We start from the raw sequence: 21,311 nt of genomic DNA on the forward strand, positions 1-21,311 counted from the left end.
CCGCCGTCCGTGACGGTGCGGCGCGCCCCCGGGGCCGTGTCCCGGGGGTGTCTTCCCGTCGGTCCGTGCGGTGCGGATCAGCCGAGCAGGGCCGGTGCGCCCAGCGACAGCAGGGCCGCGCCGAAGACGACCGTGTGGCGGACGTTCTGCAGGGTCCAGGTCCACCGGGGGAAGCCGTCCTCCGCCGCCTTGAGCAGGGCGGGGACGTCGACGCGGGCCAGTTCGGGGTCGTTCCTGCGGGCGAAGGCGGAGCGGACCGACCGCACGGCGGTCAGCTGGCTGTACAGGATCACGCCGTTGCCGAGCAGGACCAGGACCATGAGGACCCGGGTCAGCGGGACGGCCCAGGGGCCGTCGAAGAGGTTCAGGGCGGCCAGGGTGACCATGACCGCGGCGACGGTCACGGGGGCGGCCGTCTCGTGGCCGCTCGCGTCGAAGCGCATGCCGTTCTCGTGCAGGACGGTCGTGCGCACGCCCTGGCGGGCCAGTTCCGCCCGGGCCCCCGCCATCGCGTCGGCGCCGTAGCGGTGCCGGACGACCGGGATGCTGACGAACGCGGCGGCGACGAACAGCTGCAGAACGGCGACGAAGGTGTTCATGGTCCGGCTCCTCAGATGAATTGAACTAAGTGCAAGTCCGGCTCGCGGTGGGTCCTTGAACTAAGTGCAGGACGACTGTAGGCCGCCGCTTGAACTAAGTGCAAGTCCCTTCCTGAACTTTGTGCAAGTGGCCGGGACGCGCCTATCGTGGGCCCATGCCGCGCGACACGCTGACCAAGGAACAGATCGTCCGGACCGCCATCGACCTGCTCGACGCAGAAGGTCTTGAGGGCCTGAACATGCGCGCCCTGGGCAAGCGGCTCGACTCCGCCGCCACCGCCGTCTACTGGCACGTCAAGAACAAGGACAACCTCGTCCTGCTCGCCGGCGACCAGGTCTGGCAGGAGATCGAGCTGCCCGACCCGGCGGCGGTGGGCTGGCGCACCGCCGCCGCCCGGACGGCGACCGGGCTGCTCGCCCTGTTCGGACGGCACCCGTGGCTGGTGCAGGCCCTCGGCACCCATCTGCTCTACGGCCCCGGCAAGGCCCGCTACGACGACCACAGCCTCGCCGTCTACGAGAGCGCCGGCTTCACCGCGGCCGCGGCGGACCGGGCCGCGGCCACCGTGTTCACCTTCGTGCTCGGCAGTGCCCTCGGCGACGCCGCGAACGCCTCCCTGGCCCGGCGTCTCGGCGGCGCCGGCGGGGACGCGGAGGAGCGGACGCGGCAGGCGGTGGCGGAGGCGCGCAAGGTCGCCGAGGGCTTCCCCCGGCTGCGGGCCCGGCTCGACGACCCCGCCGCCGAGTACAACGCCTCGCCCGAGCGGACCTTCGAGTTCGGGCTGCGGGCCCTGCTGGACGGGCTGGAGTCGGAGCTGCGCGCGTCCGCCGTCTGAGGGCCGTCCGGGCCGTCCGGCGCGGGCCGGCCTTTCGTTACCGTGCCGCCGAGGGGGCCGGTGGCGGCTGCGCCGACCACCCCGCCGTCGCATCGCCGCCGGTCCCCCGCAAGGCCAGTTCAGGCACCCCGTGACCCGCCCCCACCGGGCCGAACAACCGCCCTGAGAACCGGGCCGCGGCTGCCGTCACCCGCAATGCCAGGCTCGCCTACCTCAGGAAGTCGGATGAAGACACGCGTCGATCTGCTCACCAAGGAGTACCCGCCGGAGATATACGGCGGCGCCGGAGTCCACGCCGCCGAACTCGCCAGGTCGCTCAGGCCCCTGGTCGACCTGCGCGTCCGCTGCTTCGGAGCACCCCGCGACGAGGAGGGCGTGACCGCCTACCCGGAACCGCATCTCGCCGACGACGCGAACACCGCGCTGCGCACGCTCGGCGCGAACGTGGCGATGGCGGCCGGCTGCCAGGGCGCGGACCTGGTGCACAGCCACACCTGGTACGCCAACGCGGCCGGGCATCTGGCGCGGACGCTGTACGGCGTCCCGCACGTGGTCACCACGCACAGCCTGGAGCCGCTGCGGCCGTGGAAGGCCGAACAGCTCGGCGGGGGCTACGCGTTGTCCTCGATGGTGGAGCGCACCGCGCTGGAGCACGCCGACGCCGTGATCGCGGTGTCGCACGCCATGCGGGACGACATCCTGCGCGTGTACCCGGCCGTGGACCCCGGGCGCGTGCACGTGGTGCACAACGGCATCGACGCCGTCGCGCACGGGCCGGACACCGGGACCGACGCCCTGACACGGCACGGCATCGACCCCGAGCGGCCCGTCGTGCTGTTCGTCGGACGTGTCACCCGGCAGAAGGGCCTGCCCCAGCTGCTGCGCGCCGCCTTCGAGATCGATCCCGCGGCGCAGCTGGTGCTGTGCTGCGGGCAGCCGGACACCCCGGAGATCGCGGCCGAGACCGCCGTACTGGCCGACGAGCTGAGCCGCCGGCGCGGGAACGTGATCCGGATCGACGGGATGATGGACGCCGGCTCGCTGCGGCAACTGCTCACGCACGCCACGGTGTTCGTGTGCCCGTCGCTGTACGAGCCGATGGGGATCGTGAACCTGGAGGCGATGGCCTGCGGGACCGCGGTCGTCGCGACCGCGACCGGAGGCATTCCGGAGGTCGTCGTGGACGGCGAGAGCGGGCTGCTCGTGCCGATCGAGCAGGAGCAGGACGGAACGGGCACACCGCTGGACGAGAAACGTTTCTCCTCCGACTTCGCCGCAGCCGTCAACCGGCTCCTCGCCGAGCCCGCGCTGGCCCGCTCCATGGGGGCCGCCGGACGTCTGCGCGCGGAGCGCCGGTTCAGCTGGGAGCTGGCCGCCGAACGGGTCGACGCCGTCTACCGGGGACTGCTCGGCGCATGAGCCGCGCGGCGGCGTCCGGGAGGGCGCCGCCGACCTCATGGAGTCCGTTCGAACGCGTTGACCGGACCACCCGCACGGCCGTTACGTTCGCCGACATGTCGGAAGCGCACTCCCCGTCGACGACGCACGGCGAGACGAGGGTCACCACCCTGGAGCTGTTCTTCGACCTTGCCTTCGTCTTCAACTTCACCCAGCTGGCCCGCCTGCTGAGCCGGGACATGACGCTGCACGGCCTGCTCCAGGTCCTGCTGGTCTTCTGGCTGCTGTGGTGGATGTACGGGGGATACGCCTGGCTCACCAACCATCTCCCGCCGCACCGCAGGAGCCACCGGCTGCTGCTCCTGCTGGGCATGGCCTCCTTCCTGGTGCTCGGCCTCGCCACGCCCAACGCCTTCGACGGCGACGGCGTGGCCTTCGGCATCGGCTATCTGCTGATCGTCACCGTGCACGCGGCGCTGTTCGCCTTCGGCGGGCCCGCGGCGGCCCGCAACATGCTGCGCATCGCGCCCTTCCACGCGCTGTCCGCCCTGCTGATCATCACGGCCGGTCTCCTGGACGGACCCGTCGTCTACGCCCTGTGGGCCGGCGCCGTCCTGCTGGAGGTCGTCGCGCCGGTGGTCACCGGCGTCTCCGGGTTCGAGCTGCGGCCCGGGCACTTCGTGGAACGCCACGGCCTGCTGATGATCATCGCTCTCGGCGACTCGTTCCTCGCGCTCGGCATCGGCATGGACGGCGGCCAGGCCGGACTGTCCCATGTGACCACGGCCGTACTGATCTTCGTCATCCCGGCCTGTCTGTGGTGGGTGTACTTCGACGAGTCCGAGAAGGCCCGCCGGGCCGAGCTGGCGCTGGAGCACCAGGAGCCGCACCAGCGCTCCCGGCTCGCGCTCAGCGCGTTCTTCTACGCCCATGTGCCGATGCTGCTCGGGCTGATCCTGGTCGCCTCCGCGGTGAAGAAGACCATCGTGCACCCCTTCGAACCGCTGGGCCTCGCACCCGCCATGGCCCTGGCGGGCGGCGTCTCGCTCTATCTCGCCGGCATCGCCTGGTTCCACGGCATCCTCAAGATCGGGCCGCAGCGCTTCCATCTGGCGGCCTCCGTGGCGGGCCTCGGCGCCATCGCCGTCGGCCGCCTCGGCAGCGCGGTCGCCGAGGTCGTCCTCCTCGGCCTGCTCATCGTGGCCGCCCTGGTCAGCGAACACCGCTGGTCACGCCAGATCGACCGGCTGGCACCCCATCTGCGGTCGGCCGACAACACCGACGGCCGGCCCCGGCATCCCCCTTTCCCGCCCACTCGCGTCACCGCGACACCGGAGGTGAACCGTTCATGAGTTCTGTTGCAGACCGCCAGGACGCCATCGAGACCTGCACCCGAATGGCCTGGTACGCCGACATGAGGGAGTGGGAGAAGCTCACGGAGCTCTTCGCCGACGAGGTCAGGCTGGACTACACCAGCCAGCACGGCGGCGAGCCCCTGACCCTCTCCGGCAAGGAGGTCGTCGACGCGTGGTCGGGCGTGCTGAGCGCGTTCACCACCACCCAGCATCTCCTGGGCAGCTTCCTCGCCGACGTGGACGGTGACACGGCGGTGGTCACCGCCATGTTCCAGGCCACCCACAGCATGCCCAGCAACAGCGGCGGGTCGCTGTGGACGCTCTCCGGCCGCTACCGCATCGGGCTGGCCCGCACCCGGACGGGCTGGGAGATCAACGAGGTCGTGATGACCATCCTGTGGGCCGACGGAAACCAGCAGTTGTACACCCGTGCGGCCGAGATAGCCGCCGGGGGCTGATGTCAGGAAGTCACCCTTCCCTTTCTTGCCGGTGGTCGAGCACCCCGCGAATGATTTTCCGGGAATGCCCGTGACACATTCCTCACCCTCTCCACTTGTCGAGGAGAACCCCATGAGCAACACCGAAGAGACCAGGAAAGTCGCTGAGACCTGGTTCGAGGCGCTGACCACCGGCGATTTCGAGACCGCGCTGAACACGCTGGACGAGAACGTCGAGTGGATCAACTACACGATCGTTCCCGGCTACAACGACGACATGAAGTGGATCGGCACCGCGCGCGGCCGTGAGGCCGTCCTCGGAACGCTGCAGATCTTCACCGGTGCCGTCGACGTGAAAACCGAGAAGCTGATCAACCTGGTCGTCGAGGGATCTCAGGCTTTCGGTGTGATCGACGAGGTTTCCGTGGTCAAGGAGACGGGCGTCGAATTCCACATCGAATTCATCCAGTCGCTCACCGTCCGGGACGGGAAGATCGTGCGCTGGAAGTCCTACACCGACCCCTCCGAGATCATCCGCGCCCTGCGCGGCGACAAGCCCGGCGAGGTGAACGCCTGATGAGCACCGAACTGATCACCGCCGTCCGCGGCCGCAGCACCCCGGTCGTCGAGCGGCTGCTCGCCTCCGGCGCGAACCCCGACACCCGCGAGGAGTCCTCCGGGCTGACGGCGCTGATGATCGCGTCCGGCCAGGCGGACCCGGCGACCGTGCGGGCCCTGATCGCCGCCGGCGCCGACGTCCTCACCGCCGACCCGCGCGCGGGCGCCACCGCGCTGCACAAGGCGTGCCAGGGCGGCAGCCTGGACGTGGTGCGCCAGCTCGTCGAGGCGGGCGCGTTCGTCGACGCCATCGCCACGACCACCGGGCACACCGCCCTGATGGACGCCCTCTGGTACAAGTACCCGGACATCGCCGAGTACCTGCTCGCCCAGGGCACCTCGCTGAACGTGTACACCCACTACGGCTTCTCGCTGGAGCAGCACTTCCAGTACGAGCTGAACGTGAACACCTTCGGCAAGGACAAGCTCCTGAAGGCCGAGGAGCACCTCAACGCCCGGCGCGGCGGCGACGAGGCCGCCATCGCCCGGCAGGAGCTGATGGCCGCGACCAGCGAGGGCGACACCGAGCGGGTGCGCAAGCTGCTGGAGGACGGCGCCGAGGTCGACGAGCGCTACCCCAACGTGGGCGGCTTCAACGACAGCCACACCCCGCTGCTGGTCGCCTCCCGCGACGGGCACCCCGAGATCGTGCGGCTGCTGCTGGCCGCGGGCGCCGACGTCAACGCCGAGGAGCCCACCTTCGGCGCGGTGCCGCTGCACAAGGCCGTCTACAACGGGCACGCCGACATCACCGCCGACCTGGTCCGCCAGGACGGCATCGACCTGGACTTCCAGGGCGCGACCAACGGCTACAGCCCGCTGCACGACGCCCTCTGGCACGGCTACGAGGAATGCGCCCGCACCCTCGTGGAGGCCGGCGCCGCGCTCGGTCTCGTCGCCCACGACGGCAAGACACCGCTCGACCTGGCCACCGAGGTCTTCGGCGAGGGTCACGCGCTGACCGCGCTGATCCGCGAGCGCTCGGCCGGCTGACCCCCGATACCCGCCGCCCCCCAAATCCCTTTCGTACGACGGGAGTCGTTCCATGCTCTTCTACGTCCAGATGAAGTGGAACCACGAAGGCCGCATGACCCTCGACGAGCTCTGGGAGCTCGAGCAGGAAGAGGCCGAGCACGCCCAGGAGACCATCGACTCGGGCTTCTGTGTGGGCATCTGGAAGGTGGCCGCCCAGAAGCGCGTCATAGCGATCATCGACTCGCCCGACGCCGAGGAGCTCGACCGCACCGCGCTGGGCCGCCTGCCCATGCGCGAGTACCTGGAGTTCGAGAAGGTCTGGCCGCTGCGCGACTACCTGGGCTTCGCCGAGGACGTCAAGAAGCGCTACAAGGTCTGAGCCCGAGGGGACTGACGCACGTGAGCCGGTCAAGAACCCGCACCGCACTCGTCACCGGCGGCAACCGGGGAATCGGCCTGGAGATCTGCCGGCAGCTGCTGGAGGCCGGACACGACGTCGTCCTGGCCGCGCGCGACGAGGCGCGCGGCCGCTCGGCGGCCCGCGGCCTCAAGGGCGCCGAGGGCAGCGTCCGGGTGGAGCAGCTCGACGTCACCAGCCGGGAGAGCGTCACCGACTGCGCGACCCGGCTGGCCGCCGACGGCGTGGACATCGACATCCTCGTCAACAACGCGGGCGTCTACCCCACGGACTCCTTCTTCTCGCTGAGCGAGGACACCTTCCGCGAGGCGCTCGACGTGAACCTGATGGGCGCCTTCCACGCCAGCCAGACCTTCGTGCCGGCGATGACCCGGCGCGGCTGGGGCCGGGTGGTGAACGTGTCCTCCGGGCTCGGCGCGATGACGGACAACGTGCCCTCGCCGGCGGCGTACGGCATCTCCAAGGCGGCGCTGAACGCGCTGACGCTGGTGGTGTCGGCGGCGGCCGGGCGCGGGGTGAAGGCCAACGCGGTGTGCCCCGGCTGGGTGCGCACCGACATGGGCGGCGCCTGGGCGCCGACCAGCGTGGAGAAGGGCGCCGACACGGCGGTCTGGCTCGCCCGGCTGCCCGACGACGGACCCACCGGCGGGTTCTTCCGCAACCGGAAGAGGATCGCATGGTGACCCGGGGCGCGCGGCGCCTGTCCCGGCGGCGGCTGGTGGCGTACTCGCTGGCCGCGGTGCTGGTACTGGGCGTGGCCTTCGCCTTCACCGACGAGTACGTGCGCGCCGCCGCCAAGGAGGCGGTGCGCAGCACCCCCGAGCAGCACGACGCGGCGGCGCTCCAGTCGCTGCACCCCGCGGTGCGCGGCTATGTCGCCGCCGTGGACGACGAGGACGTCGAGGCGCTGGTCGCCGTGTTCGCGGACGACGCGGTCGTCGCCGACACCGGACGGGAGTTCCGCGGGCACGACGAGATCCGCGCCTGGGCGAGCGACGAGGTGATCGGCGGCCGGCTGACCGTGCTGAGGAACACCCCGGAGAGCGACGGCACGTCGAGCGTGCTGCTGCGCTTCGACCCGGACGGCCTGCTCGTGGGCTTCCGGGCCACCTACCTGTTCGACGTGCAGGACGACCGGATCCGCCGGGTGTCCATGGCCTACGCCTGACGCCCGGGCCCGTCGGCCCGGTCCGCACGCCATGAAGAGAGAAGGACAGCCGTGCGACACCGCATCCACGTCCCCCTGGTCCTGGCCGCCGCCGTCCTGCTGACGGGGTGTTCCGGCAGCGAGGACGACGCCGACGGGACCACCAGCAGTGCGACGGCGACGCAGGACTCCGGCGCCGTCGCGACGACCGAACCCGGCAAGACGAAGGAACCGGACGCAGTGGCCAGCAATGAGAACACGGACGGGATCGACCCCGCTGCCCAGAAGTACGTCGACGCCGTCGCGGCGGAGGACCTGGACGCGCTGGTGGACGCCTTCCACCCCAACGCCGAACTCGACGACGTCGGCAGGGAGTTCAGCGGGCACGACGAGATCCGTGAATGGGCGGACAACGAAGTCATCGGCGGGGAGCTGACGGTGCTGAAGAACACCCCCAAGTCCGACGGCACCACCCTTCTCGTCCGATTCTCCCCCGGCGGCAGCGGCGGCTTCGAGGCCAACTACGTGTTCACCTCACGTGACGGCCGGATCGCGAAGCTCGAGCTGCAGTACGCCTGACCCGCCCGAACAGGAGAGGTCCACCCATGAGTTCTCCCCCTACGACCGGACCCGGCAGCCGTAACAGGCTCGCGCTGGCCTCGCTCGGACTGGGTGCTTTCGTCATCGGCACCGCCGAGCTGGTCATCGTCGGTGTCCTGGAACTGATCTCCGACGACCTCGAAGTGTCCGTGAGCACCGCCGGCCTGCTGGTCACCGCCTACGCGCTGGGCGTCTCCCTCGGCGGCCCGGTCGTGACCGCCGCGACCATCCGCATGTCGCGCCGGTCCCTGCTGTGGCTGGCCATGGGTGTGTTCATCGTCGGCAACCTGGTGGCCGTGTTCGCCGGCGTGTTCGGGCTGCTGGTGGCCGCGCGGTTCCTGTGCGGTGCGATCCACGGCCTCTTCCTGGGCGCGGCCTCGGCCGTCGGCACCGGCCTGGTGGCGCCCGAGCACCGCGGACAGGCCGTCGGCCTGGTCTTCGGAGGCATCTCCGTCTCCACCATCGTCGGTGTGCCGCTCGGCACGCTGCTCGGCCAGAACATGGGCTGGGAAGCCACCTTCGCCGGTGTCTCCGTGCTCGGTGTGATCGCGCTGGCCGCGATGATGGCGTTCGTCCCGTCCGTGCCCGGCACCGGCTCGGGCGGTCTCGCCGCGCAGGCCCGGCACGCCTTCCACCCGCGGGTGCTGGCCATGCTGGGTGCCGGTGTGCTGCTGATGGGCGGTCAGTTCATCGCGTTCACCTACCTCGCGCCGTTCCTGGAGGACGTCACCGGGGTGAGCACCGGCGCGGTCAGCGCGTTCCTGCTGATCTTCGGTGTCTTCAGCGCGATCGGCACGATCGCCGGCGGCCGGCTCGCCGACATCAACGCCTCCGCGACGATGTTCATCGGCAACCTGGTGCTGATCGTCGCGCTGGCCGGCCTGTACGTGTTCCGCGAGAACCCGGTCCTGGTGGGTCTGGCCCTGGCCGGGTGGGGCATCGCCGGCTTCGGTGTCACGCCCGCCCTCCAGCTGCGGGTGATCTCGCTGGCCGGTGAGGGCGGCGACCTCGCGGCGACGCTGGGCGCCTCCGCGGTGAACGTGGGTGTGGCGCTGGGCGCGCTCGTGGGCGGCTGGGCGCTGGACGAGTTCGGCGTGGCCGACGTGCCGCTGACCGCGCTGATCGCCGCGGTGATCGCGCTGCCGGCCGTGTTCGGCACGAAGTTCCTCAAGGCGCCGAACGTCCCTGGTGAGATCGCGGCCTCCGGCCCCGCGGTCGCACCGAAAACGCAGGTCAGTGCTACTGGCTGAGCAGGTACTGCCTGGTGATGTCCGCGGCCGTCCACGGGCCTTCTGTGGCTGATCGCGCAGTTCTCCGTGCCCCTTCGGGGGCGCAACACCTCACAACCATTCTCAGGAGAGTGAACCCCCGTGACCGAAACCGGGCGGACCGTACGTGACGCCACGCTGGACGTGCTGAAGCAGTTAGGCCTGACGACCGTCTTCAGCAACCCCAGCCACAGCGAGATGAAGCTGTTCGAGAACTGGCTGGAGGGCGACTTCAAGTTCGTCCTGGGCCTGGAGGAGAAGGCCGTCGTCGGCATGGCCGACGGCTACGCGCAGGCCACCGGTGAGCCCGCGCTGGTCATCATCAACGGCGGGCCGGGTCTGGCCAACGCCATGGGCAGCGTGTACACGGCGGCCTCGGCGAAGACCCCGATGGTGATCCTCGGCGGCCAGCAGGCGCGCAAGATGCTGCTGGGCGAGCCGTTCCTGATCGCCAAGGACTCCACCCAGCTGCCCAAGCCGTACATCAAGTGGGCCGCCGAGCCCGCGCGGCCGCAGGACGTGCCGGCGACCATCGCACAGGCGTACCAGATCGCCAAGCAGACCCCGCAGGGCCCGGTGTTCGTCGCGGTGCCCGAGGACGACTGGGTACGCCCGGCCGACCCGGAGCCGCTGCGCATCGCCCAGGTGCAGTCGGCGGTCGTGCCCGACCCCGCCGCCCTGGAGCAGATCGCGGCCGCGCTGAACGGGGCCGAGCGGCCCGGTCTCATCGCGGGCGGCCCGGTGGACGCGCAGGGCGCGCGCGGCGACCTGATCGCGCTCGCCGAGAAGCTGAACGCGCGCGTGTGGGGCGCCCCGGTGTGGGCGCGCGGCGCCTTCCCGGAGAACCACCCGCTGTTCGCGGGCGTGCTGCCGCCCATCCCCGAGCTGATCAACGAGCGGCTCTCCGCCCAGCACGACGTCGTCGTCGTCCTCGGCGGACCGGCGTTCACCCTGTTCACGGCGTGGGACCTGTTCTCCACCGCGCCCGCGGACCTGGACAAGAGCCCGCGTCCGACGCTCACCGCCGACGTGGACTTCCTGCACGTCACCGACGACCCGCAGGCCGCCGCCGCGACCCTGGCCGGCCGCAGCTTCGTCGCCCCGCCCGGTGCCGTCGTCAAGGGCCTGGTGCCGCTGGTCGAGGAGCGCGAGAAGACCGAGCTGGCGCCGGTGCGCGAGCCGGTCGCGGTGCCGGAGCCGTCGACGCCGCTCACCCAGGCGTACCTGTTCCACGTGCTGTCCAAGGAACTGCCCGACAACGCGGTGCTGTTCGAGGAGCTCCCGATCGCCCGGGCCGACTTCCACGAGCAGATCCCGCTCGGCGCGGACAACGGCTACTTCGCCACCGCCTCGGGCGCGCTCGGCTTCCCGTTCGCGGGTGCCGTCGGCTACGCGCTGGCCCGTCCCGACCGCCGCGCGGTCGTCGTGGTCGGCGAGGGCTCCGCGCAGTACACCATCCACGCCCTGTGGACGGCGGCCCGGCACAACCTGCCGGTCACCTTCGTCATCCCGGACAACTCCGGCTACCTGTCCCTGAAGTACTACCTCCAGGACCAGAAGTCGTGGGAGGCCGGCTACGACCTCAGCGACGTCGACATGGCGCAGATCGCCCGCGGCTTCGGCGTGCGCGGCGAGACCGTCGACTCGCCCGACGGCCTGCAGGAGGCGCTGCACGACGCGCTGAACGCCGACGGGCCGGTGCTGATCGACGTCAAGACCGAGGACCCGGGCCTGTTCCGTCTCTGACCGACCGCACCATCGGACCCCGTAGTTGGGAGAGAACATGACCACCACAGCGCAGCCGGGCACCTCCCCGGCCGCCAACCACCCGGAGGGTGCCGTCGTGCACCAGCCGGCGGGCACCGGCGTCAAGACCGTGTGGTTCGGAGACGCGATCTACAGCTTCAAGGCGATATCCGAGAACACCGGCGGCAACCTGACGCTGGCCGAGGCCACCGTCCCGCCGGGCGGCGGTCCGCCCCCGCACATCCACCCCAACGCCGACGAGGCTTTCTACATCCTCAGCGGCGACATCGAGTTCCTCAACGGCGAGAAGACCTTCGTCGCCGGCACCGGGGACTTCGTGTTCGTGCCGCGCGGCACCCGGCACCGCTTCCGCAACGTCGGGCTGCAGACCGCGCACCTGCTGTTCATGTTCACCCCGGCCTACCTGGAGAAGTTCTTCATGGAGATCGGGCAGGAGGCCAGGGCCGGTGAGGCGCCGCAGCCCCTGACCGCCGAGCAGCGCCAGATGATCGTGGACCTCGCGCCGCGCCACGATCTGAAGCTGGCCCCGTAACACACCCGGGGCCCGCGACCGCACGGCGGCGCACCAGCGACCAGCGAAAGACCAAGGAAAGAGGCTGGAGAAGCGTGGAGCCAGGAACGACCATGCGCGCCGCCGTCATCGACGGGTTCGGTACCCCCGACACCCTGCATCTCGCCGACCTGCCCGTGCCGCGTCCCGGCCCGGGCGAGGTCCTGGTCGAGGTCGCCGCGGCCGGTGTCAACGCCATCGACTGGGCGAGCCGCGCCGGCCGCGCCGTCGGGGTGCCCTCCTTCCCGGCCGTGCTCGGCTGGGACCTCGCCGGCACCGTGGCCGCCACCGGCCCCGGCGCCGGCCGGTTCGCCGTCGGCGACGCCGTGTACGGCATGCCGCGCTTCCCGGCGCTCGCCGGGGCGTACGCCGAGTACGCGGTCGCGCCGGAGACCGAACTGGCCGCCGTGCCCGGCGGTCTCACGATGGTCGAGGCCGCCGCCGTGCCGATGCCGGCGCTCACCGCCTGGCAGACCCTGTTCGAGCTCGGCGGCCTCACCGCGGGACAGCGGGTGCTGGTGGCCGGGGCGGCCGGCGGGGTGGGCCACATCGTGGTGCAGCTCGCCGCGGACGCCGGAGCCGAGGTGATCGGCACGGCCTCGGCCCGCAACCGTGACTTCGTGCTCTCCCTGGGCGCGAAGGAGGTCGTCGCGCACGACATGGTCCGTGAGGTGGGGAACGTGGACCTGGCGGTGGACCCGATGGGCGGCGCCGAGTACTTCCGCATGCTCGACGTCGTCCGCCCCGGCGGCATCGTCGTCACCCTCAAGGGTGAAGGTCCGCAGCACCGGCGTGCCGCCCAGGAGCACCGGGTGCGCGCCGGCTTCACCTATGTGCAGCCCGACTCCGGTGTCCTGGACCGGCTCGCTCCGCTGCTGGCCGAGGGCCGGTTGCGCCCCCACGTGGAGCGGGTCTTCCCGCTCGGCGAGGCGGCGCAGGCGCACGAGCTCGGTGAGCAGGGGCATGTGCGCGGCCGCCTCGTACTGGATCTGTCCTGACCCTCCCGGGGAACGGATGAGCAACCCCCCCATGGCGACACAGGAGGAGACGGAATGATCCTGGTGACGGGAGCGACCGGAAACATCGGCGGCGAGCTGGTGGCGGAGCTCGCCCGCACGGGCCGCCCGGTGCGGGCACTGGCCCGCCGCGAGCCGGCGGCGGGTGCCCTGCCCGAGGGTGCCGAGGCGGCCGTCGGTGACCTGAACGACCCCGCGTCCCTCGGGCCCGCCCTGGAGGGCGTCGAGGGTGTGTTCCTGCTGCCCGGCTACGCGGACATGCCGGGTGTGCTGGCCGAGCTGGAGCGGGCCGGCGTGAAGCATGTGGTGCTGCTGTCCAGCATCGCCGCACCCGACGGCGACCTGGACAACGCCATCTCCCGCTTCATGATCCGCTCCGAGGAGGCCGTCCGGGCCGCGGACGTGCCCTGGACGATCCTGCGGCCGAGCGGCTTCATGTCCAACACCTTCCAGTGGAAGGGCCAGTTGGCCGCGGGTGACGTGGTGGAGGACGCGTTCGGCGGCGTGCGGGTCGCGATGGTCGATCCGTACGACATCGGGGCCGTGGCCGCGCGGGTGCTGCTCGACCCCGAGCACTTCGGCGCGGCGCACGCCCTCAGCGGGCCCGAGGCACTGCTGCCGGCCGACCGGCTGCGGGTCCTCGCCGATGTGCTGGGGCGCCCGCTCACCTTCGTCGCGCTCGGCGACGAGGAGGCACGGGCGCGGATGGAGGGCTCGATGCCGCAGGAGTACGTCGACGCGTTCTTCCGCTACTACGCGCAGGGCACGCTCGACGACTCGGTCGTACGGCCGGGCGTGCGGGACGTCCTGGGGCGGGAGCCGCGCACCTTCGAGCAGTGGGCCCGGGCCCACGCGGTGAACTTCCAGAACTGAATCTCCAGAAGGGGAGAGCGACATGACCACTGTCGAGACCGTCCGTTTCAAGCTGATACCCGGTACCGACCCGGAGGCGTTCGACAAGCTCGACGAGAAGGTCGAGAACGAGTACATGGCCAAGCGGCCCGGGTTCGTCTCCCGTGAGGTGACGCTCAGCGAGGACGGCGAGTACCTCGTCATCGTGCACTGGGCCACGCCCGAGGAGGCCGACGCCACGATGGGCGGCTTCTTCGCGGCTCCGGAGACGCAGGAGTTCCTCGCCGCGATCGACAAGTCCACCGTCTCCTCGGGGCGGTACGCGAAGGTCGAGCGCTAAGGAAGCGCCCGGGGCGCGGGGTTCTGCGCGGCCGTCCGCGGGTGATCGCGCCCGCGCGGCGGAGCCGCACATCGGCAGAGCCCCGCGCCCCTTCGGGCATGTCGTCGTCAGGGACGGATGGAAATGGACCTCTCCGGCCGGTTCTTGCTCGCCCTTGCCTGTCTGCTGCTGCTTACTCGTGTCGCCGGGCTCGCCGCCCGGCGGATCCGGCAGCCGGCCGTCCTCGCCGAGCTGACGGCCGGGATCATGCTCGGGCCCTCGCTCTTCGGTGCGCTCGTCCCCGACGCGCACGCCCTGCTCTACGGCCCGCAGGTGATGCCGCTGCTGGACGGGCTCGGACAGCTCGGGCTGGTGCTGCTGGCGCTGCGGATCGGCCGTCTGCTGGCGCGGGGCGAGGGCGACGGCGGTGACCGCGGGACGATGCTCGCGGTCGGGGCGGCGGGATTCGTGCTGCCCTTCGCGGCGGGCATGCCGCTCGCGCTCACCCTGTGCGCCCCCTACGCCGGACAGCACGCCACCCCGCTCGCCCTCGCCCTGTTCCTGGGCGGGGCGCTCGGGGTGACGGCTGTGCCGGTGCTGGCGCGGCTGCTCCAGGACGAGGGGCTGACCGACACCCGGGTCGGCCGGATCTCGCTGGCCGCGGCGGCCGCGGGGGACGCGGCCGTCTGGGTCGTGCTGACCGCCGCGCTCGCCGCGGCGGGCCGGCTGGGAACGGGACGGATCCTGCTGGTGGCCGCCGGGCTGCTGCTGTGCGTGGCCCTGCTGCGCCGGCGCGGTACCGCGCCGGCCGGCACCCCGGCGGACACCGGGACACTGGTCGCCGGGTGTGCGCTGGCGGCCGCCGCCTCCTCGGCCGCCGGGCTGCACCAGCTGCTCGGCGCCGTGGTGTTCGGCTTCGTGTGGGGCCGGCGCCGGCCGGTGGAGGATCCCGTGGCCCGGCGGCTGGACACGGTGGTGGATCACGTCCTGCTCCCCTGCTTCTTCCTCGGCTTCGGGCAGCGGATCGACCTGGGCGGGATCGCCTGGGACGCGGACTTCGCGCTCCTGCCGGCCGTTCTGCTGCCCGTCGCCGTGGTGGTGAAGGCCGTGAGCTGTGCGGGCGCGGGCCGGACGCGCGGGCTGCCGCCCGAGCAGTGGCTGCGCCTGGGGGTGCTGATGAACGCCCGCGGCCTCACCGAGATCGTGGTGCTGTGGGCCGGGTTCGACGCCGGGCTGATCGACCGGAGTCTGCTGGTCGCGCTGACCGTGGTGGCGCTGGCGACGACCGCGATGGCGGGGCCGGGGCTACGGCTCCTCGACCGGCTGCGGCCGCTGCCCGCCGGGGATCAGATGCCGCTGCTGATGCGGCCGATGGAGAAGGGCAGCAGGGTCGGGTCCAGCCCGTACTGAGAGCGCACGATGTGGATCGAGCCGTCCTTGCGCACGAGCGTGGTGGGGTGCTTCAGGACGGGGTCGCTGGCCTCGTGCTCCACCAGGGCCGAGGTGCCCTCGGAGTTCAGCAGCAGCCGGCTGACCTTGTTGGTCCCGAACTGCGAGACCCACAGCTTGTTCTTCTCGATCAGCAGACCGTCGCCGGAGACCGGGCTGGAGCCCGCCAGCTGGACCTTCGTGGCCTTGCCGGTGGCCACGTTGAGGTTGAACAGGTCGCCGGTGGCCATGTCGACGGTGATCAGCCAGTTGCTGTACTGGCCCGCCTCGATGCCGTTGAGGGTGATGGTCCCCTCCGGCTGCGGGGTGATGATGCCGTTGAGGTCGAAGCCGACGCTCAGGGTGCGCTCGGCGCCCGAGGAGATGGCCTCGGAGAGCTGGGCGGGCGTGACCTTGTAGACCTTCTGCCGCGTCGAGTCGGTGATGTACGCCGTGCCGTCCGCGGTCATGTCCAGGTCGTTGATGACGGAGTGCCCGACGGTGGGGCTGACGAACCGCGCGAGCCTGGCCCTGGTGGCCGTGTCGTAGACCGTGACGGCGTTGCTCTCGGTGACCCAGATGCGCCCGTTCTTGTCGACGTCGGTGCCCATCGCCGCCGTGCGGCCGTCGGTGCCGGCGGGCAGCCAGACCTGGGCCGCCGTCTGGCCGGCCGGGGCCTTGTACACGGCGCCGGTCTGGAAGGAGGTGATGTAGGTGTCCCCGTTGCGGTAGTCGACGGCTATGCCCTCCGGGAAGGCGTCGTTGCCGGGCAGGGTGATGGCGTCCTGGACGTACAGCGGGCCGTCGACCTTCTTCTTGTCCGGGACGTCGGCGTTCGACGGCGTGGCGGCGAACGTGGTCAGGCCGGCCAGCGCCAGGCCGAGAGCCGCGATGCGGCGGTGCGCGCGGGTGAGTCGCATGAGGGTTCCTCCTTGCACGGTTCTGCACGGGTGTGCGTGGTGCGTGGCCGAATCAGGGCGGTCTACTTCCGGCCGCGTCGGCGAGAAGGAACGTATGGCTGGAACAGATCCCTCCGTCGAGGCGTAAAGGCGGCCCTGTACACGCAGTTCGCCCTTTTCGGCCGGGTGAACTGGGAGGGTCTGTGAAGAGCGGGTGGCTTGGATGTAACGCCCGAAGAGGCCGACTTTCGTATGTAGGGCGGCCGATTCCGGTTATCCCATGCTTATGGCATGTTTAGGGACGCGAGAAGCGGGGTGCGAAGGGTCTGCCAGGTGACAAAAGGGATGCCCAAGAGCCGGTCAAGGCGGCACCAAGCCAAACCATGAGGACGTCAAGACGACGCAGAGCGGCCCCCGGACACCGAGGTGTCCGGGGGCCGCTCCGCGAAAGGCGCGGAAGAGCTCCGCTCAGGCCGTCACTGCGGGCGCAGCCACACCGCGCCCAGAGGCGGCAGCGAGACGACCGCGCTCGCCGGGAAGCCCTGGTGCGGCTGCTCCTCGGCGTGGATCGTCGGGGCGTTGACCACGCCGCTGCCGCCGTAGCCGGGCGCGTCGGTGTTGAGGACCTCCGTCCAGTCGCCGGCCCGGGGCAGGGCGATCCGGAAGCCGGGGCGGGTGTTCGGCTGGAAGTTGTAGACGCAGACCAGCGTCTCGCCGGGCTCCCCGTGCCGTACGAAGGAGTAGACGTTGTCCGCCGCCGCGTCGGCGTCGATCCAGGCGAAGCCCTCCGGGCCGGTGTCCCGGCGCCACAGCGCGGGCTCGGCCAGATAGCCGCGGTTCAGGTCCCGGACCAGGTCGCGCACCCCGGCGTGCGGGGCGTGGGCGAGCAGCGACCAGTCCGGGCCGTCGTCGTGCGACCACTCGGTGTCCTGCGCGAACTCCTGCCCCATGAAGAGGAGCTGCTTGCCGGGAAAGGCCCACATGAAGGCGAGGAAGGCGCGCAGGTTGGCCAGCTGCTGCCAGCGGTCGCCGGGCATCTTCGTCAGCAGGGAGCCCTTGCCGTGCACCACCTCGTCGTGCGAGATCGGCAGCACGAAGTTCTCGGAGTACGCGTAGACCATCGCGAAGGTCATGGCGTGGTGGTGGTACTGCCGGTAGACGGGGTCCTTGGCCATGTAGTCCAGGGAGTCGTGCATCCAGCCCATGTTCCACTTCAGGCAGAAGCCGAGCCCGCCGTGGTCGGTCATGCGGGTCACGCCCTCCCAGGACGTGGACTCCTCGGCGATGGTGATCGCACCCGGGTTGCGGCGGGGCACGGTGGCGTTGACCTCCTGGAGGAACTCCACCGCCTCCAGGTGCTCGCGGCCGCCGTAGACGTTGGGGAGCCACTGGCCCTCGCCGCGCGAGTAGTCCAGGTAGAGCATCGAGGCGACGGCGTCGACCCGCAGGCCGTCGACATGGAACTCCTCGATCCAGTACAGGGCGTTGGCGACGAGGAAGTTGCGCACCTCGTTGCGGCCGTAGTCGAAGACGAGGGTGCCCCAGTCGGGATGCTCGCCGCGCCGCGGGTCGGGGTGCTCGTACAGGGGTGTGCCGTCGAAGCGGGCCAGCGCCCACTCGTCGCGCGGGAAGTGCGCGGGCACCCAGTCGACGATCACCCCGATCCCGGCCTGGTGCAGGGCGTCGACCAGGAACCTGAAGTCGTCCGGGCCGCCGAGCCGGGCGGAGGGCGCGTAGTACGAGGTGACCTGGTAGCCCCAGGAACCGCCGAAGGGATGCTCCGCGGCCGGCAGGAACTCCACGTGCGTGAAGCCCAGTGCCTTCACGTACGCCGGGAGTTCCTGGGCCAGCTCGCGGTAGCCGAGACCGGGCCGCCAGGAGCCCAGGTGCATCTCGTAGACGCTCATCGGCTCGCGGTGCGCGGAGAAGGAGGCACGGCGGGCCATCCACGCGGAGTCGCCCCACCGGTGGCCGGCGGTGTGCACGATCGACGCCGTGCCGGGGGCCGCCTCGGAGCGGGTGGCCAGCGGGTCGGCCTTCTGGATCCAGCGCCCGTCGGGGGTGAGGATCTCGTACTTGTAGTGGCAGCCGTCGCCGACGTCCGGCACGAACAGCTCCCAGACCCCGCTGATGCCGAGCGAGCGCATCGGATGGGCGCGGCCGTCCCAGTAGTTGAAGTCGCCGACCACCCGCACCGCGCGGGCGTTGGGCGCCCACACCGCGAACGCCGTGCCGGCGATCTGGCCCCAGCCCGACTCGTGGCGGCGGACGTTGGCGCCGAGCACCCGCCACAGCTCCTCGTGCCGGCCCTCACGGATCAGGTGCAGGTCCAGCTCGCCCAGGGTGGGCAGGAAGCGGTAGGGGTCGTCGTAGCGGTGGACGTGATCGCCGTAGACGGCGGTGATCCGGTAGTCGGGCAGGGCGTGGGTGCGCAGCAGACCGGTGAAGACGCCGTCCGACTCGTGCTCCAGGTCCAGCAGCACGGCACCGTCGGGGTCGGTGATGCGGACGGCGTCGGCGAGTGGCCGCAGGACCCGCAGCCGCACCCCGTCGGCGCTCGGATGAGGCCCGAGCAGGGCGTGCGGGTCGCTGATCTCGCCGGTGACGAGCCGCTTGATGTCGGTGGCGGGCAGGGCCCGCGAGTGCGATGCGGTGGTCACGTCTGCGGGTTCCCGTCCGTGAGGATGTGGGCCACTTGCGTGTGCGGGTCCAGGCGTACGTAGTTGTCACGGCCCCAGTGGTAGGTCTGGCCGGACAGGGCGTCGTACACCTCGAAGGAGTCGGAGCGCTCCAGGCCGAGCGCCGGCAGGTCGAGGGAGACGGTCGCCTCACGCGCGGTGTGCGGGTCGAGGGTCAGCACGACCAGCACCCAGTCGGTGTCGTCCCGCTTGGAGAAGCAGACCACCGCGTCGTTGTCGGTCCGGTGGAAGCGCAGGTTGCGCAGCTGGTGCAGGGCGGGGTGGGCGCGGCGCAGCTCGTTGAGGGTGCGGACCAGCGGGGCGAGCGAGTCGCCGGACGCCTCGCGGCCCTCCCAGTCGCGCGGCCGGAACTGGTACTTCTCCGAGTCCAGGTACTCCTCGCTGGCCGGGCCCGCGGGCACGTTCTCGAACAGCTCGTAGCCCGCGTACATGCCCCAGCTGGGCCCCGCCATCGCCGCCAGCACCGCGCGCACGGCGAACGCGGGACGGCCGCCGTACTGGAGGTAGGCGTGCAGGATGTCGGGGGTGTTCACGAACAGGTTGGGCCGCAGGAACGCGGCCGACTCCTCGCCGCCGAGGCCGGCCAGCTCCGAGAGGTAGGACTCCACCTCGTCCTTGGAGTTGCGCCAGGTGAAGTACGTGTACGACTGGTGGAAGCCGACCCGGGCGAGGGTGTGCAGCATCGCCGGGCGGGTGAACGCCTCGGCGAGGAACAGCACGTCGGGGTCGCTCTCGTGGACGGCCGCGATCAGCCGCTCCCAGAACGCGACGGGCTTGGTGTGCGGGTTGTCCACACGGAAGATCCGCACGCCGTGGGCCATCCAGTGGCGCAGGACGCGCAGGCACTCCTCGTGCAGTCCGTCGGCGTCGGTGTCGAAGTCGACCGGGAAGATGTCCTGGTACTTCTTCGGCGGGTTCTCGGCGTAGGCGATGGAGCCGTCGGAGCGGTGCCGGAACCAGTCGGGGTGCTCGGTGACCCACGGGTGGTCGGGGGAGCACTGGAGCGCGAAGTCCAGCGCGACCTCCAGGCCCAGCTCCGTGGCGCGGGCGACGAAGTGGTCGAAGTCCTCCAGGGTGCCCAGGTCGGGGTGGATCGCGTCGTGGCCGCCCGCCGGGGAGCCGATCGCCCAGGGGGAGCCCGGGTCGTGCGGGCCCGCGACGAGGGTGTTGCCGGCTCCCTTGCGGTGGGAGGTGCCGATGGGGTGCACCGGCGGCAGGTACACCACGTCGAAGCCCATGTCGGCGATCGACTCCAGGCGCTTGGCGGCGGTGCGCAGGGTGCCCGAGCGGGGCGGCTGGAGCAGACCGTCCGCCTGCGGGGCGCCGGGCACGACCGCGCCCTCGGAACGCGGGAACATCTCGTACCAGGAGCCGTACAGGGCCCGCTCGCGGTCCACCCGCAGCGGCAGCTCCTCGGAGCGGGTGACCAGCTCGCGCAGCGGACGGGCGGACAGCAGGGCCAGCACCACCGGGTCGCCGGCCGCGGCGAGCCGTGCCTCGGGCGTGCGGTCGGTCTCGCGCAGCCGGCGCACCGCGGCGAGCAGCGGTGCGCCCTCGCGCGGGGTGAAGGCGTCGGCGGCCCGCTCCAGCAGCAGCGCGCCCTCCTCCAGCACGAGGGGCACGTCGATGCCGGCGGGCACCTTGATCTCGGCGGTGTGCCGCCAGGTCGCCACCGGGTCCGACCATGCCTCCACGCGGAAGGACCAGTCGCCCTCTCGGTCGGCGCTGACGGCGGCGGCGTACCGGTCGGTGCCGGGTGCGAGGAGCCGCATCGGCGTCCACTCGCCCTCGGTGCCGTCCGGGGCGGTCAGCACGACGTTCGCGGCGACGGCGTCGTGGCCCTCGCGGAACACGGTCGCCGACACCTCGAACACCTCGCCCGGAACGGCCCGGGCGGGCCTGCGGCCCCCGTCGACCCGGGGCCGGACGTCCACCACGGGAATGCGCCCCACACTGGGCGCGAACCGCCGTGCGGCGCGCTTCTCCTGCATCATGTGCCTCCTCGCACCCTGGTGCGGTCGCTTGAAGTGGGGGCCGCCCCGGCGGACCACGGCCCGCCGGCCCGCACCGGGGCGGTCGCTGTCATGAGGGCCGGAACCGGACCGGACGCCGGCCGGCGTCCGTCGTGGC

Annotated in this window: 21 protein-coding genes; 17 read left to right on the plus strand and 4 right to left on the minus strand. The window is 71.5% G+C overall.

Going from position 1 to position 21,311, the window contains the following annotated elements:
• Positions 1–77: 77 nt before the first annotated feature.
• Entirely contained in the window at positions 78–599 is a 522-nt protein-coding gene (locus tag ACIQGV_RS20150) for a hypothetical protein (RefSeq protein WP_402496413.1), read from the minus strand.
• Positions 600–754: 155 nt separating this feature from the next.
• On the opposite strand from ACIQGV_RS20150, the gene ACIQGV_RS20155 reads away from it, so the two are divergent.
• From ACIQGV_RS20155 to ACIQGV_RS20235, 17 genes are all read left to right on the plus strand, one after another.
• Positions 755–1,435: a TetR/AcrR family transcriptional regulator gene (locus ACIQGV_RS20155; protein ID WP_402496414.1), complete on the plus strand. Its 681-nt coding sequence runs from the start codon at positions 755–757 to the stop codon at positions 1,433–1,435.
• A 225-nt stretch (positions 1,436–1,660) separates the two neighbouring features.
• A complete protein-coding gene (gene glgA / locus ACIQGV_RS20160) occupies positions 1,661–2,854 on the plus strand; it encodes a glycogen synthase (protein WP_402496415.1) in 1,194 nt (397 codons plus the stop codon).
• 95 nt (positions 2,855–2,949) lie between these two features.
• Positions 2,950–4,185: a low temperature requirement protein A gene (locus tag ACIQGV_RS20165; RefSeq protein ID WP_402496416.1), complete on the plus strand. Its 1,236-nt coding sequence runs from the start codon at positions 2,950–2,952 to the stop codon at positions 4,183–4,185.
• Positions 4,182–4,646, plus strand: a complete 465-nt coding sequence (locus ACIQGV_RS20170; protein ID WP_402496417.1) for a nuclear transport factor 2 family protein — start codon at positions 4,182–4,184, stop codon at positions 4,644–4,646. Before ACIQGV_RS20165 ends, ACIQGV_RS20170 begins: the two co-directional genes overlap by 4 nt.
• A gap of 112 nt (positions 4,647–4,758) precedes the next feature.
• A complete protein-coding gene (locus ACIQGV_RS20175) occupies positions 4,759–5,202 on the plus strand; it encodes a nuclear transport factor 2 family protein (RefSeq protein WP_402496418.1) in 444 nt (147 codons plus the stop codon).
• Positions 5,202–6,236: an ankyrin repeat domain-containing protein gene (locus ACIQGV_RS20180; RefSeq protein WP_402496419.1), complete on the plus strand. Its 1,035-nt coding sequence runs from the start codon at positions 5,202–5,204 to the stop codon at positions 6,234–6,236. Before ACIQGV_RS20175 ends, ACIQGV_RS20180 begins: the two co-directional genes overlap by 1 nt.
• Positions 6,237–6,288: 52 nt before the next feature.
• A complete protein-coding gene (locus ACIQGV_RS20185) occupies positions 6,289–6,597 on the plus strand; it encodes a muconolactone Delta-isomerase family protein (protein ID WP_402496420.1) in 309 nt (102 codons plus the stop codon).
• Between the two features lie 20 nt (positions 6,598–6,617).
• Entirely contained in the window at positions 6,618–7,319 is a 702-nt protein-coding gene (locus ACIQGV_RS20190; protein ID WP_402496421.1) for an SDR family NAD(P)-dependent oxidoreductase, read from the plus strand.
• Positions 7,313–7,804, plus strand: coding sequence for a nuclear transport factor 2 family protein (locus ACIQGV_RS20195; RefSeq protein ID WP_402496422.1), 492 nt, complete (start codon positions 7,313–7,315; stop codon positions 7,802–7,804). The genes ACIQGV_RS20190 and ACIQGV_RS20195 overlap by 7 nt, the downstream gene beginning before the upstream one ends.
• A gap of 51 nt (positions 7,805–7,855) precedes the next feature.
• A complete protein-coding gene (locus ACIQGV_RS20200; protein ID WP_402496423.1) occupies positions 7,856–8,362 on the plus strand; it encodes a nuclear transport factor 2 family protein in 507 nt (168 codons plus the stop codon).
• Positions 8,363–8,388: 26 nt separating this feature from the next.
• Complete coding sequence (locus ACIQGV_RS20205) at positions 8,389–9,633, plus strand: MFS transporter (RefSeq protein ID WP_402496424.1); 1,245 nt, start codon at positions 8,389–8,391, stop codon at positions 9,631–9,633.
• 120 nt (positions 9,634–9,753) lie between these two features.
• Positions 9,754–11,397 carry a benzoylformate decarboxylase gene (mdlC, locus tag ACIQGV_RS20210; RefSeq protein WP_402496425.1) on the plus strand — a complete coding sequence of 548 codons (1,644 nt, stop codon included), beginning with the start codon at positions 9,754–9,756 and terminating at the stop codon, positions 11,395–11,397.
• A gap of 37 nt (positions 11,398–11,434) precedes the next feature.
• Positions 11,435–11,950 carry a cupin domain-containing protein gene (locus ACIQGV_RS20215; protein ID WP_402496426.1) on the plus strand — a complete coding sequence of 172 codons (516 nt, stop codon included), beginning with the start codon at positions 11,435–11,437 and terminating at the stop codon, positions 11,948–11,950.
• 92 nt (positions 11,951–12,042) lie between these two features.
• Entirely contained in the window at positions 12,043–12,966 is a 924-nt protein-coding gene (locus ACIQGV_RS20220; protein ID WP_402496427.1) for an NADP-dependent oxidoreductase, read from the plus strand.
• A 54-nt stretch (positions 12,967–13,020) separates the two neighbouring features.
• Positions 13,021–13,857: an NAD(P)H-binding protein gene (locus tag ACIQGV_RS20225; protein ID WP_402496428.1), complete on the plus strand. Its 837-nt coding sequence runs from the start codon at positions 13,021–13,023 to the stop codon at positions 13,855–13,857.
• A 22-nt stretch (positions 13,858–13,879) separates the two neighbouring features.
• Entirely contained in the window at positions 13,880–14,176 is a 297-nt protein-coding gene (locus ACIQGV_RS20230) for an antibiotic biosynthesis monooxygenase family protein (RefSeq protein WP_402496429.1), read from the plus strand.
• 123 nt (positions 14,177–14,299) lie between these two features.
• Positions 14,300–15,565 carry a cation:proton antiporter gene (locus ACIQGV_RS20235; protein ID WP_402496430.1) on the plus strand — a complete coding sequence of 422 codons (1,266 nt, stop codon included), beginning with the start codon at positions 14,300–14,302 and terminating at the stop codon, positions 15,563–15,565.
• Here ACIQGV_RS20235 and ACIQGV_RS20240 read toward each other — a convergent pair.
• The 3 genes from ACIQGV_RS20240 to ACIQGV_RS20250 all read right to left on the minus strand — a co-directional run bounded on the left by ACIQGV_RS20240 (position 15,502) and on the right by ACIQGV_RS20250 (position 21,175).
• Positions 15,502–16,503 (minus strand): SMP-30/gluconolactonase/LRE family protein, encoded by a 1,002-nt coding sequence (locus ACIQGV_RS20240; RefSeq protein ID WP_402496431.1) that lies wholly within the window; start codon positions 16,501–16,503, stop codon positions 15,502–15,504. The two genes, ACIQGV_RS20235 and ACIQGV_RS20240, sit on opposite strands and share 64 nt — an antisense overlap.
• Before the next feature lie 455 nt (positions 16,504–16,958).
• Complete coding sequence (gene glgB, locus ACIQGV_RS20245) at positions 16,959–19,142, minus strand: 1,4-alpha-glucan branching protein GlgB (RefSeq protein ID WP_402496432.1); 2,184 nt, start codon at positions 19,140–19,142, stop codon at positions 16,959–16,961.
• Positions 19,139–21,175, minus strand: coding sequence for an alpha-1,4-glucan--maltose-1-phosphate maltosyltransferase (locus ACIQGV_RS20250; protein WP_402496433.1), 2,037 nt, complete (start codon positions 21,173–21,175; stop codon positions 19,139–19,141). The genes glgB and ACIQGV_RS20250 overlap by 4 nt, the downstream gene beginning before the upstream one ends.
• Positions 21,176–21,311: the final 136 nt, after the last annotated feature.

Source organism: Streptomyces sp. NPDC093094 (genome assembly GCF_044754345.1).
Classification (GTDB): domain Bacteria; phylum Actinomycetota; class Actinomycetes; order Streptomycetales; family Streptomycetaceae; genus Streptomyces.